General features: G+C 50.7%; 14 protein-coding genes and 2 tRNA genes. 14 read left to right on the top strand and 2 right to left on the bottom strand.

Translation table 11 applies throughout. The features are described from left to right. Positions 1 to 79 precede the first annotated feature (79 nt). On the bottom strand, positions 80 to 469 hold the full coding sequence (locus B5F54_RS12810) for a YybH family protein (RefSeq protein WP_087234649.1): 390 nt from the start codon (positions 467 to 469) through the stop codon (positions 80 to 82). 66 nt (positions 470 to 535) lie between these two features. Then, complete coding sequence (locus tag B5F54_RS12805) at positions 536 to 955, bottom strand: YjdF family protein (protein WP_087234648.1); 420 nt, start codon at positions 953 to 955, stop codon at positions 536 to 538. 509 nt (positions 956 to 1,464) lie between these two features. Between B5F54_RS12805 and B5F54_RS12800 the strand changes: the two genes are divergently transcribed. From B5F54_RS12800 to metK, 14 genes are all read left to right on the top strand, one after another. Next, on the top strand, positions 1,465 to 2,130 hold the full coding sequence (locus B5F54_RS12800; protein WP_087234647.1) for an HAD hydrolase-like protein: 666 nt from the start codon (positions 1,465 to 1,467) through the stop codon (positions 2,128 to 2,130). A 90-nt stretch (positions 2,131 to 2,220) separates the two neighbouring features. Then, positions 2,221 to 2,296 (top strand) — tRNA-Thr (locus tag B5F54_RS12795). Positions 2,297 to 2,396: 100 nt separating this feature from the next. After that, positions 2,397 to 2,482 (top strand) — tRNA-Tyr (locus B5F54_RS12790). A gap of 484 nt (positions 2,483 to 2,966) precedes the next feature. Next, a complete protein-coding gene (locus B5F54_RS12775; protein WP_087234644.1) occupies positions 2,967 to 3,887 on the top strand; it encodes a ParM/StbA family protein in 921 nt (306 codons plus the stop codon). Continuing rightward, on the top strand, positions 3,884 to 4,159 hold the full coding sequence (locus tag B5F54_RS12770; protein ID WP_087234643.1) for a plasmid segregation centromere-binding protein ParR: 276 nt from the start codon (positions 3,884 to 3,886) through the stop codon (positions 4,157 to 4,159). Before B5F54_RS12775 ends, B5F54_RS12770 begins: the two co-directional genes overlap by 4 nt. Positions 4,160 to 4,303: 144 nt before the next feature. After that, positions 4,304 to 4,915 (top strand): hypothetical protein, encoded by a 612-nt coding sequence (locus tag B5F54_RS12765; protein ID WP_087234642.1) that lies wholly within the window; start codon positions 4,304 to 4,306, stop codon positions 4,913 to 4,915. Between the two features lie 138 nt (positions 4,916 to 5,053). Beyond that, a complete protein-coding gene (dcm, locus tag B5F54_RS12760; protein WP_275532238.1) occupies positions 5,054 to 6,196 on the top strand; it encodes a DNA (cytosine-5-)-methyltransferase in 1,143 nt (380 codons plus the stop codon). Beyond that, on the top strand, positions 6,183 to 7,145 hold the full coding sequence (locus B5F54_RS12755) for an amidoligase family protein (protein ID WP_087234641.1): 963 nt from the start codon (positions 6,183 to 6,185) through the stop codon (positions 7,143 to 7,145). The genes dcm and B5F54_RS12755 overlap by 14 nt, the downstream gene beginning before the upstream one ends. 3 nt (positions 7,146 to 7,148) lie before the next feature. Beyond that, positions 7,149 to 7,670, top strand: a complete 522-nt coding sequence (locus B5F54_RS12750) for a gamma-glutamylcyclotransferase family protein (protein WP_070100432.1) — start codon at positions 7,149 to 7,151, stop codon at positions 7,668 to 7,670. Between the two features lie 77 nt (positions 7,671 to 7,747). Continuing rightward, positions 7,748 to 11,965: a SpaA isopeptide-forming pilin-related protein gene (locus B5F54_RS12745; RefSeq protein ID WP_087234640.1), complete on the top strand. Its 4,218-nt coding sequence runs from the start codon at positions 7,748 to 7,750 to the stop codon at positions 11,963 to 11,965. Beyond that, positions 11,962 to 12,714, top strand: coding sequence for a class B sortase (locus B5F54_RS12740; protein WP_087234639.1), 753 nt, complete (start codon positions 11,962 to 11,964; stop codon positions 12,712 to 12,714). The genes B5F54_RS12745 and B5F54_RS12740 overlap by 4 nt, the downstream gene beginning before the upstream one ends. Before the next feature lie 172 nt (positions 12,715 to 12,886). After that, complete coding sequence (locus tag B5F54_RS12735; RefSeq protein WP_055141793.1) at positions 12,887 to 13,132, top strand: hypothetical protein; 246 nt, start codon at positions 12,887 to 12,889, stop codon at positions 13,130 to 13,132. A 9-nt stretch (positions 13,133 to 13,141) separates the two neighbouring features. After that, on the top strand, positions 13,142 to 13,540 hold the full coding sequence (locus B5F54_RS12730) for a DUF3846 domain-containing protein (RefSeq protein WP_087234638.1): 399 nt from the start codon (positions 13,142 to 13,144) through the stop codon (positions 13,538 to 13,540). An 11-nt stretch (positions 13,541 to 13,551) separates the two neighbouring features. Next, positions 13,552 to 14,715 carry a methionine adenosyltransferase gene (gene metK, locus B5F54_RS12725; protein ID WP_087234637.1) on the top strand — a complete coding sequence of 388 codons (1,164 nt, stop codon included), beginning with the start codon at positions 13,552 to 13,554 and terminating at the stop codon, positions 14,713 to 14,715. Positions 14,716 to 14,723 lie beyond the last annotated feature (8 nt).

Genomic DNA, 14,723 nt, shown 5'->3' with positions numbered 1-14,723 from the left:
TGAAGAAATGGGATATTTTCTTAAAAAGAGAGGGAAGCTACTGTATCAACAGCGGCTTCCCTTTGTTTTGGAATGATGATTAGGAATCCAATAGGGCGGTCCCATAGGAGTTGTCAATGGCGCAGAGCCATTTTCCACCGATGCGGCGATAGACATAGGTCGCACGGCGCTCCATGCTGTACGCAGATTCCGCCTTATTGTCCGCGTCCAGAAGCGTTTGCGACAGGACCAGGACCGTGTCTCCCGCTTCGATCATCCGCATTTTTCCCTGTGTGGGGACGAGGCTGTTCTGGAAATAGGCGGCAATCTGGATGAAAGCTTCCTTGATGGCTTTCTTGCCATGGGCCTCCTTTTCCCCATTGATCACCAAGACGGCGTCCTCTGTGTAAAATTCCATCAGGTCGTCAAAGCGTTCCTCACGGATTGCCTGATCCGCCTGCTGGATGAGAGATTGAATCTCTGGATTCATCGATCAACACTCCTTTCAAAACGCTAGCCTTTAAAATACGGTGGAAAAGGATGCGGAGCAGGATGTTTACCTGCCCCTGTGCTTTTCCTTTTTGCGCTGTTGGCGCAGGGCAAACCGCCGCGCTTTTTCCTCTTCGGATTGCTGTTTGCGGACTTTTTTGCGCTCTTGTTTGCCCAGTTCCCGCTGCATTTGCAGGGCCTGTTGCGATTTGGTTCCCGTTCCGGTGTGGCAAAGCGCCTGCTTTGCTGCGCGCCGCGCCCGTTTGGGGTTCCGAATCTGCGAGGGGATTCCCTCTGCTGCAACGGGTGGACTGAACCGCATGCTATCCCAGTGCTTGAGTAGGAAGTCGTATACCTCGTAATCTTTGGGTTCTGCGCCAAAGACCACCCGGCATGCTTCCACCTGGCCGCTTTCGGTGCGCTCATAGACGCCCACCCAAAACGGTTCCTCAAAAAATACCGTGAGTTTCGCTGCTGTTGTGTCCATTTTGATTCCTCCCATTGTATAATCCTGCAAAGAACGGACGACCCATGGGAGGGAGGGTTACTGGCCGGGAGATCCCCGGCGCGCGGACTACCAACCGCGCCGTGTTTTTATCCTTGCCACTCTATCATACCGTCTTTTTGCTTAGCCCGCAAGAGCGCTTCCGGAAAGGGATGCTGGCTTTTTCTCTCCGGTTTGGAAAACATGTTTTTAACTTGCTTTTTATAGCCTTTGTCTTGACAGGATAGGGGAAAATGGATTAAAGTTGGAAAACGTATGGGAGAACTTTCCGATGGCCGGAACAGGTGTGCGTAGAACCACAACGTCTACAGGAGACGGAGGCAGAATGGAAAAAGCCCCACCGGGAGGAAGCTTCCCGACAAATTAGGATATACTAGTATGGCTGCGGACAGGTTTTGCAAAGCGGACAGGCTGTTGCACAAGTCAGGCGGCAGCAGGTGGCCTATGGATCAAAGTCTCAACCGGGAAATGGAAGGACGGAGGAACTACCGATGAAATGTAATTATAAGATTGTTCTGTTTGACTTGGACGGAACCCTCTGCGAATCGGGCGAGGGAATTTTAAACAGCGCCAAGTATGCAATCCGTGAGATGGGATTTCCCGTCCCTCCGCCGGAGGTCATGCGCAAATTTATCGGGCCGCCCATGGGACAGAGCATGCGCAATTTTTGCGGGATGAGCCAGGAGCAGGCGGAAAAGGCCGTTGCGCTGTATCGCCAGCGGTATAACCGGATCGGTTGGAGAGAAAACCGCCTGTATCCGGGAATCGAGGCGCTATTAAAGGATTTGAAAGCTTCCGGCGCAAAGCTGTCGACGGCCTCCTCGAAGCCAAAGCCGATCTTGGAACACATCGTCCAAGCGTATGACATCCGAACATATTTTGACGCGCTGGTGGCAGCCGGGCCCGACGGATTCCATTCCAGCAAGCCGGAGATGATTGCGCAGGCGATCCGGGAGTGCGGCGGCGCAGAAAAGCGCGAGGTTGTCATGATCGGGGATACCCATTTTGACGCAGACGGCGCGGCCGAGGCAGGGGTGGACTTTCTGGCGGCGTCCTATGGCTATGGAACCAAGGAGGAACTCGCAGAGGCAGGAGCGGTTCATTTTGCGGATTCGGTGGATGCTCTGCGCCCTTATCTCTTTGCCAGCGAAGATTAAACCAAATTTTTCAAAAATCTTTGCATTTCGGGCTTGACAAATGGATAAAAAGTATGGTATATTAGTCAAGCACTCTTGAGTGATGCAAATGCTGGTGTAGCTCAGTTGGTAGAGCAGCTGATTTGTAATCAGCAGGTCAGGGGTTCAAGTCCGTTCACCAGCTCCAGCAGGTTATCTGCTTTTGGCGGACACGGAGCTTGGTGTTTGGGAAAGGTTCCCTGTCAGCGCCAGAGACAAGCTTGCTTCTGAAAAGGGGCGGCACATATGGAGGAGTTCCCGAGTGGCCAAAGGGGGCAGACTGTAAATCTGTTGCTTTTCAGCTTCGATGGTCCGAATCCATCCTCCTCCACCATCTGGGGTAGACACTTTAGATGTCTACCCCATTTTTGTCAGTATTCATGCGGGTTTGCGGGCTTTTTAGAGCGCAAAATCCAAAGTGATTTTCCATAGATGCCTTTTCCAAAAAATAGCAAAACAAAGACTTTTTATGAGCATAAGCGGAGTTTTCACCTGATTTTTCAGGCTGGGAACTCCGCTTTTTTGCGTTTACCACTCTTTTTTCCCGTTGTCGGAACTGTAAAAGTTTTCGGCAGATATATAGATAGATTGACGGAAGCCCCAAATGGGTCAATTTCAAGCCCTCAAAATACAAGGGGGTAGTGCGCCCTTTTTTAGAACCGCTCCGGCTGAATGGCCGGGGCGGTTTTCCGCTTTCCCCCCTCTCACACTCTCCCCCCTAATACTTTACCAGCTGGGAAAGAACAAGATAACTCTAAGCTCTAACTCAGCAAAGATCTCAAGTTTTCAACAACCAACAAGAAAGGATGAGTAAAACTATGAACATTGGCATCGACCATGGCTATTACGCAATCAAAACCCGGCATTTTTCTTTCCCAGCCGGTATTGCAGAGTATTCCCATGAACCCTACACCTTGCAAAACACACTGGAATTCGGCGGGAAGTTTTATGTCTGCGGAACCGGCAGACAGCCGATTCTGCGCAACAAAATGGAAAACGACAATTACTACCTGCTTACCCTTGCGGCCATCGCCAAGGAAATCAAACAGCGAGGTGGAAAAACAGAGTGTTCGGTGCGCATTGCCGCCGGGCTGCCTCTGGCTGGATTTGGCCGTGAGAAAAAGCCTTTCCGGGAATACCTTCTGCGTTCTTCCCAGCCGGTGTGCTTCAAGTTTGAAGGAATCTCCTACAAAATCACCATCGAGGATGTGAAACTGTTCCCACAAGGCTACTCCGCCATTGCTCTGCATCCGGAACTCGTCCAGAATGAGCCTTCTGTTCTTCTCATGGACATTGGTGGATGGACCGTTGATCTGATGCGGCTGGATAATGGTGTTCCCAATGCGGCTACCTGCCGAAGTCTGGAACTCGGTATGATCCGCTGCATTAATGAAACAAAAGAACAGGTCCGCCGGGATACCGGACTGTCTGTGACCGACGCTCAAGTGGAACGTGTTCTGGCAGGAAAGTCCTGCAGTATGGATGAGGATGCCCGAAACATTATCCAGAAACAAGGGCGGCTTTACACAGAGCGCCTTCTTTCAGCAGCCATGGAATCGGGGTTTGATCTGAAAGCCATCCCGGTGGTGATGCTGGGCGGCGGCGCATCGGTAGTCAAGGGCAACGTGAGCGAACAGGACAGCCTGTGTCGGGTTTTTGCCCTGATAGACGACAAGGTAAACGCTGAAGGTTTTGAACGCATTTTGGGGCAGTTTTCGGGCGGTGTGGGCAAGGCATGAGCAGACCCCTATTTATGTTCCGCCCCAACCTCCAGAATGAAGAACATCGCAGAGCATGGGAAATCCTGCAGGCTGTGCCGGAAGGCCAAAAAAACGCCTTTCTGGTACAGGTGATTCTGGAAAATGCCCAGCGAGAAGAACTGGAAACAATTCTGCGCCGGGTGCTGCAGGAAGAACTCAAAGCTGTGCCTTCCCAGCCCATACCGCAGCAGGAAGAAGCCATTCCGCAGGAGATGATGGGCTTCCTTGGTTCCCTGCTGGAAGAAGAATAACCCCCACATAGCCTTTATTGGTTGTGACGTTTGTCGAGCCTGCTTTGACTGAAAGGTTGTTGGCCTTGGTAATAGCTTTATCCGGTAGGTTGCAGTATGCTTGTGTTGCCCGAAAGGGAAAGAACGAAAAAAGGAGCGATAGGCGTGGAAACAAAGGGCGTAACCTGCAAAATCCCGCTGGATCTGCATAACCAAATCAGCGAGGAAATCAGGGAAACAGAAAGCACGATGAGCAAATTCATCGAAATGATCATCCGGGAACATTATGAGAAAGGGGCTAACAGAATTATGGAAAAAGGAAGAACATTAGCGTTTCAGGTAAGCGAGGAATTGTTCCAGAGGGTAAAGGAATACCTTGAAAACTACGAGAAAGCCTATCATCGCCGCCTCACCCAAAAAGAATTCGTGATTGGGCTGATCGAACAGGCGCTGGAAGAAGCGGAAGAAGAATTCGAAGCCGCAGAAACCGCTGAAAGCGATGAGGACGAGGAAGTATCCGATGACGAGGAAGCAGAGGACTGGGACGAAGAAAATGGCGAAACCGAGGGACTCAGTGCTGATGAAGAAACAGCCGGAAGCAGCTGGGAACCTGCAGAAAACACCGAAACCGATGAGGGTGAGGAAGGACCCAGCGAGGATGATGAGGATACTACACCGGAAAGCTGGAATCGGGATGAGGAAGAAGAAACCGAGCTGGATGACGATACCATAGAATCCGGCGAAACCAATGAAAATGAAGATGAAACCTACGCATAACACAGCCAGCAGCAGCCCGCAGTTTCCTGCGGGCTGTTTTCATATATATTTCATTTCACCATGGGAAAGGGGTGATGTCCGTTGATTGTGTGTTAGCTTTTAGTATCATACAAGATAAGGGGCGTGATATAGAAAACCATACGATATATTGACCTGTTCTCCGGTATTGGCGGGTTCCGGGAAGGGCTCACCCGTGCCGGAGGATTTACCTGTGTAGGACACTGCGAAATTGACAAAAAAGCCAATCAAAGCTATGAAGCCTTGTTCGATACCAAAGGAGAGTGGTTCTGTGAAGATATCCGAAAAGCCGATCCAAGCGACATCCCCGACTTTGAACTCCTGTGCGGAGGTTTTCCCTGTCAGTCTTTTTCGATTGCTGGAAACCGTGGGGGATTTTCCGATCCAAGAGGTACCTTGTTCTTTGAAATTGCCCGGCTGACTGCGGCAAAAAGACCTGCGTATCTGCTGCTTGAAAATGTTCCCGGACTGCTTAATCATGACGGGGGCAGGACGTTTGCGGCCATCCTCCATACGCTGGACAGACTGGGGTATGGTTTGGAATGGCAGGTGCTCAACAGCAAAGATTTTGGAGTCCCCCAATCCAGAAAAAGGGTGTATCTTATCGGATATCTTGATGAGCGATGCAGAGGAAAAGTATTTCCTTTCACCGAAACAGCAGGAACGTCTCTTTTACAAATCCTGCCCGGAGCTCAGGGAAGCAGAATCTACTCACCAAACGGTGTAAGCTGCACCCTGACATCCCAAGCCGGAGGAATGGGCGGGAAAACCGGACTGTATGAAGTTGGGCTTCCGATTAAGGAAAACACGAAAAAAGGCTATAAAATGGCGTATCCCGGCGACAGCATCAGTTTGGCGTTTGCAGGACTGAATACCCGCCGCGGCAGAGTTGGCAGAAAAATCGCCCATACCCTCACTACTAACAGCGACCAAGGAACCTTGGAAGCCCGTGCGGTCCTTACCCCGGAAAGGAAAACTGTCCGTCAGAACGGGCGGCGAATCAAATCTGCAGAAGAACCCATGTTTACTCTCACCGCCCAAGACCGCCACGGTGTTTTTTTCGGCGGTCGAATCCGCAGGCTGACTCCAAAAGAATGCCTGCGGCTGCAAGGCTGGCGGGACGAGCAGATCGACAGAGTGCTTCCTCTTCAATCGGACGCACAGCTCTACAAACAGGCCGGAAACGGCGTTACCGTTACAGTGGTGGAAGCCATCGGCAAACGGTTGGCTCTCGCCCATCGGGAGGTGAATGCCATCGATTGATCTGAAAGACCAATACTTCGGCTGTGAAATTGAGATGACGGGACTCACCCGCCAGCAGGCAGCAGAAGCTGTGGCTTCCCTGTTTGGAACCAACGCTGTCCATTCCCGTTCTTCCCGCACCTACGATCCGTGGGAAGTGACCGATAACGAGGGAAAAACATGGCGGTTTGTTTACGACTCCAGTATCCATGGTTCTCATCGAACCGGGCGACAGCAGGTTCCAATCGGTGATGGTGACTACAAGGTGGAGATGAATTCCCCAAAACTGGAGTACAGCGAAATGGGAAAACTGCAGGAAGTTGTTCGTACCCTGCGTCATGCGGGGGCTGTTGTCAATGGAAGCTGCGGTATGCACGTCCATGTGGACGCTTCCAAGCATACACCGCAGAGCCTGAAAAATGCCCTTTCCATTATGTATTCCAAAGAGGATATCCTATTCAAAGCCTTAAATGTGAATGAGAGCCGGGTGGAACGCTGGTGCCAGAAGGTGCGGGAACCCATGCTGGAGAAAATCCGCAAACTTCCAAGCAATACTACCATGGATCGGTTAAGGCGGGAATGGTATGAAGGCTCTGACGGAAGCTACGAGCATTACAACTGGACAAGATACTATGCCTTAAACCTTCATTCTGTGTTTTACCGTGGAACCTTGGAATGGCGCTGTTTTGAAAGCACTCTCCATGCAGGCAAAGTCAGGGCAAATATTACATTGGCACTGGCAATCTCCGCACAGGCTATTAACCAGAGCCGGACAGTCATGCGGAAAACCGAGATCAGCGAAAACCCTGCCTTTACCTTCCGCACCTTTCTGCTGCGCCTTGGTCTTATTGGACCGGAATACAAAAATGTGCGGGAACATCTGCTTTCAAACCTTCCCGGCGACAGGGCATGGCGCTACGATAAAGCTCAATACCCCAGCCTGCAGAACCGCCAAAACCATGAACGATAGGAGATGATCAAAACCAAAGAAAAACTTTATTTTGCGTATGGTTCTAATATGAACCTGAATCAGATGGCGTTTCGCTGTCCGGATGCAGAAGTTGTGGAATCCGTCCGGTTAGAGGGATACCGCCTTGCGTTCCGCACCAATGGCGGCGGGAATGGCGTTGCCACCATTCTGCCGGAAGAAGGAAGCTATGTGGACGGCGTCCTCTGGCGTATTTCCGAACGGGACGAACAGCATCTGGATCATTACGAAGGATTTCCCTTTTTATATGGGAAAGAGCCTGTTACAGTGACAAATCAGGACGGAGTCAGACGGGAAATCATGGCCTATACCATGAACAGCCCGTATAAAGACAAACCCGCCATGCCCTCTGTTTCCTATTTGGAAGGTATTCTGAATGGGTGCAGACAAAATGGGATCGATACCCAAACTGTGATCGAAGCGGTTCGCTGTACACAGCAGGAACTGCCTCAGAAGGTAGTCCCTCACAAAAAACAGCGCCATCCCAAACACAAAGAAGAACGATAAATTGACTTGCCCCCGTAGGTTGAGAGTTTCTTTCAGCCTGCGGGGGCATTTTTTATTTTATCCGAAAGGAGAACTTCATGAAAAAACATCTAAAAAGATTTCTGTCCATGATGATGGCGGTGCTTCTTTGCTTTGGTATTGTACCAAGCAACGCTTTTGCCGCTGAATACGACTATGATGGATATATCTCCATGATCGACTATAACGGCAGAGGATATTCTCTTAGCTCCAGCCTTCCGGCGCCATTTGGTGGATACAGCACAGATAAATTTACTGAACTGCGAATTAACGATTTAACAGCTTTCCGCACTGCCTATTGTATCCAGCTTGGCGTGGCAACCCATACCGGGATTGGCTATGACCAGTCGGATGATTATGCCGCCCTTACCACGGAACAGAAAGCAATGATCAACACTGCTCTGACCTTGGGATATAACGTGGAAACCGGCACTAAGTACGGCGGGAGCGCCATGGATGAATACATTGCCACCCAAATCCTCATTTGGCTGATTGCCCACGGGCAGCTTGGCACCGGATATGAAAACCAGATCGTGAATGAAATTACTGCCAACAGCCCTGCGGCAAAGACGATCTTTCAGAAGCTGAGGGAAAACGTGGTAACTTATCACACCATTCCATCCTTTGCCACCGACAATCCCAGTGCGGTCGGCGCATATACCCATGACCTCAAATACAATGAGGACACTGGAAAAAATGAAACCACACTGGTGGATGAAAACAATGTTCTCAAAGATTTCTCCGTCAGTTATCCGGGAGTGGATTTTTCCATCAGTGGGAACAAACTTCATGTTTCTACGGATAAAAAGGAATTCGGTACAATCACCGCAGAAAAGGAACTGCCTTCCTCTATCCCCGGTGTTGTAACAGGCGGCACCAAATACTGGCTGCGTGATGAATACCAGAATGTAGTCACTTTTGACGTCAAAGGCTCCGCTGAACCCGTAAAGTGCTACTTCTCCCTTGAGATCAAGGCGGGTAACCTGCAGCTTGTGAAAACCTCCGAAGATGGCGAGGTTTCCGGTATTCCTTTTCATATTTCCGGGAATGGAATCGAAAAAGACGTGGTGACCGGACCGGACGGAACCATCCGGGTAGACAATCTCCAAGCTGGAACATACACCGTAACGGAACGTGCCCCGGACAAATATGTCCAGCCTGAATCCAAGCAGGTAACCATCTATCCCGGCCAGACTTCCAGCGTGAGTTTTTCCAATATTCTGAAGAAATTTACGGTTGAATTGGAAAAAGTGGATTCCAGAACCGGGGAAGCACAAGGCGATTCCAGTTTGGATGGCGCTTTATATGGTATGTTCAAAGGGGAAAACCTGCTGGATACCTATACCACAGCAAACGGGGGCAAATTCACCACCAAGGAATACCCCTGCGGATTGGATTATACAATTCGTGAGATTACACCCAGCGAAGGATACCTGCTGGACGAAACTATCTATCCGGTAGGAGCAGAACCGGGAAATTTCACCTTGGAAAACAACAGCATCCCCATGACCGCTACAGAGGATGTTATCCTCGGCAGCATTGCTATCACCAAGCATACGGATAAACCAGCCAATCCGGATCAGGAAGAAGCTGTCCCGCAGGTAGAAACACCCAATGAGGAAAGCAACGCCGCAGAAAATACACCGGTTCCCGAAACACCAGACACTGAACTCACAGAGAACAGTTCAATGGAAGAAACAATGGATTCCTCATCCACTCCGGAAAGCGAAGAATCCACAGCACCTTCAGAAGAACAGCCTGCGGAGAGCAGTTCTGTTCCGGAAAGCCAATCTGAACCTGTAGAAAATGTTGATTCTACGCCGGAAGTTATCCCGCTGGCTGCCGGGCTTAAAGCCGATCCTTCCGCTTCCCTTTTGAAAACAGTATCCAATAATGAGGTGCAGATCGAGCAGCCGGAAGAAGGAGCGCAGTTCCAGATTTATCTGGCCAGCGCAGGCAGCTATGAGAACGCAAAAGAAACCGAGCGTGACCTGCTGACCACCGATTCCTATGGATTTGCCCGTTCAAAGGATCTTCCGTATGGCTTGTATGTGGTGCATCAGACCAAAGGTGCGGAAGGACAGAAATTTGTCCCGGACTTCTCCGTGTTCATTTCCGAGCACGGTAAAACCTATTATTTTATTCTCAATAACCCCACCTTTACCTCGCTCATCCGCTTTGAGAAGAAAGACGCCGAATCCGGCAAAATCATTCCTCTGGCGGGAACAGCAGTCAAAATCCGCAACACCGATACCGGCGAGTGGGTGGTACAGCATATCAACTACCCCAGCCCCATCGATATCGACACTTTCGTGACGGACGCCACAGGAACCCTCATGCTGCCGGAACCGCTTCCGTTTGGAAATTACGAGTTGTATGAACAGCAGAGTCCATGGGGATATGTCCTTGACAAAGAGCCGGTTCCCTTTGTGGTAGACGGTTCACAGGACGTGGTTACAGTGGAGAAATACAATATCCCGCAAAAGGGAACGATTACAGTCTCCAAAGAGGGCGAAGTATTCAGCCATGTTGTAGAATCCGGCGGGATGTACCAGCCTCAGTATGAGGTGCAGGGCCAGCCGGGCGCTGTTTATGAGATCACAGCACTGGAAGATGTTATTACCCCGGATGGAACCGTCCACCTGAAAGCAGGTGAACTGGCGGCTACTTTGACCACCGGAAGTGACGGGACCGCCACCTCGGAACCTTTGTATCTCAGCCGCTATCAGGTGAAGGAAATCACTGCACCGGATGGCATGGTAATCGATCCTGAACCCAAGGAAGTCGTTTTGTCCTATGCCGGTCAGGAAGTAGAAATCACCTCCGCCAGCATTGGCTTCGTCAATGAACGCCAGAAAGTGGAGATTTCCCTCAAGAAGCTGCTGGAACAGGACGAAACCTTCTCCCTCGGCATGAATGAGGAATGGAAAAACATTACTTTCGGACTGTTCGCTGCGGAACAACTGACCGCCTCCGATGGTACCTCCATCCCGGCAGACGGGCTGATGGAAACCGTCGGCATTGACGAGAATGGAAATGCCGTATTTACAACCGACATCCCCTGCGGGGCTTCCCTGTATGTGCAGGAAATCGGAACCGACGATCACTACATTTTGAGCGACAAAAAATACCCTGTGGTGTTTGAGTATGCCGGACAGGATGTGGCGAAAGTGGAAATTGAAGCGAACGATGGAGAAGCCATTGAAAATACCTTAAAGCGCGGCAAGGTATCCGGCTGGAAGGTCGATCAGGATGGTTTTGAATTAGGCGGCGCTGTTATCGGCCTGTTCCGTTTTGACGAAACGGAGTTTACCGAAGAAACCGCCCTCATGGTCACCGAGAGCAATGAAATCGGGTACTTTGAGTTTGACAAGGTGCCTGCTGGAAACTTCCTCGTGCGTGAAATCGCAGCTCCCAAAGCCTTCGTATTGACGGAAGAAATCTTCCCGGTAGAAATTACTGAGGACGGACAGACCATCGAAATCACCATTGAAAACCAGATCATCAAAGGTACCGCCGAAACCATAAAGGTGGACGCCGATTATCCGGACCACAAGCTGTCCGGGGCTGTTTTTGAAGTTTATGCCGATGTGGACAATAACGGGGAATTCAATGCGGATATCGACAAGCTGGCAGGTGAAATGACGGAAACCGAGCCGGGTCTTTACCAGATGAAGGATCTTGTGTATGGAAATTACTTCCTGCATGAGAAGGAAGCACCGGAATTTTTCGAAAAGGATGACGGATATTATCCTTTCTCCATTACGGAGAATGAAGCGATTGTCCGCATCGAAACCGAAGCTGGCGTAGGCTTCCTGAACAAAGCGCAGACTGGTTCCCTGAAGGTAGTAAAGACCGCCGATGATAATAAGATCGAAGGGCGCACCTTCAAAATCAGCGGTACTGACTTCATGGGCAATGATTATGAGCAGGAATTCAAAACGGATGAAAACGGTGAAATCCATGTCACTCTCCGTGTGGGAGAATACACCGTATCTGAAGTAGCTGGCGAAGATTCCGATAAGTATATTCTGCCTGACGATCAGACCGTAGAAATCAAGGCAGGCGAAACAACGACCGTAAAGATGCATAACAAGCTGGTGCCGGAGGTTCCCTCTGTTCCGCAGACCGGCGATAACCCGTGGATGCCTGCCATCCTTGGCACTCTTGCAGGCTTGGCAGTTTTGTCCGGCGGCGCTCTGCTTTTCCTGCGCTATACAGGTAAAAAGCGCAAATCTGCTGATCAGGCCGATGAGGATCAAGGCACAGAAGAATGAAAACCTTTCTAAAAGGATTTTGCATCGGCCTTTTTTGCCTGAGCTTATTGGGACTTCTCTGGTTTTTGGTTCTACAGCCGGGGCTGACCAATGGAGAAGCACAAGCCCTGAAAACAGAATACGCACAGCCTCTCCCCGGAGCCGAAAGCTCCGGGGTTTTACCGGCTGGGAAAGAACAGCTCGAACCTGAATCTCTTGTGGACCTTCCCGCTTTGCAGGCTGAATACCCGGACATCAAAGGCTGGATTTCCATTCCCGGCACCTGTGTGGATTACCCGGTTTTGCAAAGCAGCGCTGACGATCCCGAATACTATCTGCGGCGTACCTACAAGGGAGAATGGCGCACTGCCGGAAGCATCTTTTTTCAATGGGATTGTTCCGCAGAGAGCCAAAATACCGTGGTCTACGGGCACAACATGAATGACGGGACCATGTTCGCTGTTCTTCAAAAGATGGCTGATGAAGCCTTCCGCAACGAACATTCCAAAATCCTGCTGCAGACCAGCGATGGACTGCGTGAATACCAAATTGCGGCTGTGCTGAAAACCGATATCACAAAGCTCCGGTTTAACCGCACTGAATTTGCGGATCATGCGGATTTTCTGTCTTTTCAGAAAGAACTCTTCGCACAGTCATTATACGAATCCCAAACCATCCCCGGCGAGGACTGCCGCCTGCTGACGCTCGTCACCTGTTCCTATGAATGGGAAAACGCCCGCACGGTGGTCATCGCCGCAGAAGTGAGGTGAGAATCAATCAATGGAACCAAAAGCAATTATTTTGATCTGTTTATGCGCTGTCATTTTGGGTGGCCTTGTGTTCCTGCATATTCGTAACCGCAGGAAAAAATAGCGTAAGAACCAATCGGACGGGGCGCTGCAGAGCGCTCCGTCCCTATTTTTATCATATTGGAGGGATTGATTGAAAAAACTTGGACTTTTGGATGTGGTAGCCGAACAGCACCGCACCTTTATCTCCAACCTGCGTCTGCTGCCGGAACTCAAATGGGCGGCGCTTGGCGATCTGTACCGCCTGCCGGACAAGGAAAGATACCCTTTAAAGGAATGGGAAGAAGCGGTGTCTTATCTGTTGGGCTGCGAGGTGCATTTTGAAAACTATGAAGCAATCGGGAAAAGCCTGAAGCCCTTTTCCCTGCAAGTGAGGTGATCTGCCAGAATGCGAGTATTGCTTGTAGAACCGGGCAAAGCAGCCCGGCCTGTTGAGATGAAAAATGACCTTCATGAAATGCAGCAAATGGTAGGCGGCCCCATTCAGGCACTTTATCCGTGGGAGGAACCGGTTGCTGTTGTCTGCAATGACGAAGGAAAGATCATGGGGCTGCCGCTAAACCGTGTGCTGGAGAACTATGACATAATTGCGGGAGCTTTTTTTGTCTGTGGTATTCAGGGGGAAAACTTCTCCAGCCTGACTGAAAAACAAATGCAGAAGTATCAACAGATGTTTTTAAGCCCTGAAAAATTCATCCAAACACAGGAAGGGCTTTTGTGTATCCGAATAAACCCGGTGGTAAGCCCAAAACCCAAAACCAAAAAGCCCCCGAATCATGAACGATAAAGGAGAATGCCATGAATCAATTTTATACTGCTGAATCTGTTACGGAAGGGCATCCGGATAAGCTGTGCGACCTCATTGCCGACAGTGTGCTGGACGAATGCCTTTCCCATGACGCCCTCTCCCGTGTGGCCTGCGAAGTGATGGCTACCAGAGGGCAGATTATTGTCGCCGGGGAGATCACCAGCCTGTATGAACCTTCTATCCCTTCGATTGTCCGTTCAGTTCTCAGAAAAGTAGGCTACAATCCGGCCCGTTTTGCCATCCAGTGCCTCATCCATAAGCAAAGCCCGGATATCGCCGCAGGTGTGGACTGTTCGTTAGAGCAGCGAAGAAATGTGGATGGGAGCAGTCCCTCTCTGCAGCTCGGCGCTGGCGATCAGGGCGTCATGGTGGGATATGCCTGTTCGGAAACCCCGCAAATGCTTCCTCTGCCGGTTGTGCTGGCTCACCGTCTGACCAGCGCTCTCACCATCGCCCGGAAATCCGGGGCAATTCAAGGACTAAGGCCGGACGGGAAAGCACAGGTCACCGTGGAATATGACGAGGATGGAAAACCATTCCGGCTGGATACCGTTGTGCTGTCTGCCCAGCACAGCGCTGAAATCCCTGCCGATGAACTCTGCTTCGAACTGACGGATAAAGTGATCGCTCCTGCTTTGCAGGTCCTGCCTCCGGATGAGGATACAAAAATTTTAATCAATCCAGCCGGAAGGTTTGTGCTGGGCGGCCCGGAAGCAGATACCGGTCTCACTGGACGAAAACTCATGGTGGACAGCTTCGGAGTGTTCGCGCCTCACGGCGGCGGTGCTTTTTCCGGTAAGGACGCCACCAAAGTGGATCGCTCCGGCGCATACATGGCCCGATATATAGCTAAGAACCTTGTGGCGGCGGGTTTGTGCGAACGGTGTCAGGTTACACTGGCTTATGCTATTGGGGCAGCCCAACCGGTGATGGTGGAAGTAGATACCTTTAAAACCGGAACGATCTGCGCCGATGACTGTCTGGCAGATGCGGTAAAACTGGTGTTTGTGTTAACGCCTGCCGAGATTATCGCAAAGCTGGATCTGTTATCACCGAGATATACTGGGACCGCCGCCTATGGACATTTCGGCAGGCCGGAGTTCCCGTGGGAACGCACCGATCAGGCGAAAATCCTGCGGGCGGCTGTCATTTAAGTAAGAAA

Source organism: Anaeromassilibacillus sp. An250 (assembly GCF_002159845.1).
GTDB classification, from domain to species: domain Bacteria; phylum Bacillota; class Clostridia; order Oscillospirales; family Acutalibacteraceae; genus Anaeromassilibacillus; species Anaeromassilibacillus stercoravium.
Note: the sequence above shows the minus strand (reverse complement) of the source record. Positions and strands in the feature narration are given on the sequence as shown.

Coding starts and splice junctions, on each gene's coding strand:
- B5F54_RS12810 (WP_087234649.1), bottom strand. CDS start 469: ATGAATCCAGAGATTCAATCTCTCATCCAGCAGGCGGATCAGGCAATC.
- B5F54_RS12805 (WP_087234648.1), bottom strand. CDS start 955: ATGGACACAACAGCAGCGAAACTCACGGTATTTTTTGAGGAACCGTTT.
- B5F54_RS12800 (WP_087234647.1), top strand. CDS start 1,465: ATGAAATGTAATTATAAGATTGTTCTGTTTGACTTGGACGGAACCCTC.
- B5F54_RS12775 (WP_087234644.1), top strand. CDS start 2,967: ATGAACATTGGCATCGACCATGGCTATTACGCAATCAAAACCCGGCAT.
- B5F54_RS12770 (WP_087234643.1), top strand. CDS start 3,884: ATGAGCAGACCCCTATTTATGTTCCGCCCCAACCTCCAGAATGAAGAA.
- B5F54_RS12755 (WP_087234641.1), top strand. CDS start 6,183: ATGCCATCGATTGATCTGAAAGACCAATACTTCGGCTGTGAAATTGAG.
- B5F54_RS12750 (WP_070100432.1), top strand. CDS start 7,149: ATGATCAAAACCAAAGAAAAACTTTATTTTGCGTATGGTTCTAATATG.
- B5F54_RS12745 (WP_087234640.1), top strand. CDS start 7,748: ATGAAAAAACATCTAAAAAGATTTCTGTCCATGATGATGGCGGTGCTT.
- B5F54_RS12740 (WP_087234639.1), top strand. CDS start 11,962: ATGAAAACCTTTCTAAAAGGATTTTGCATCGGCCTTTTTTGCCTGAGC.
- B5F54_RS12730 (WP_087234638.1), top strand. CDS start 13,142: ATGCGAGTATTGCTTGTAGAACCGGGCAAAGCAGCCCGGCCTGTTGAG.
- metK (WP_087234637.1), top strand. CDS start 13,552: ATGAATCAATTTTATACTGCTGAATCTGTTACGGAAGGGCATCCGGAT.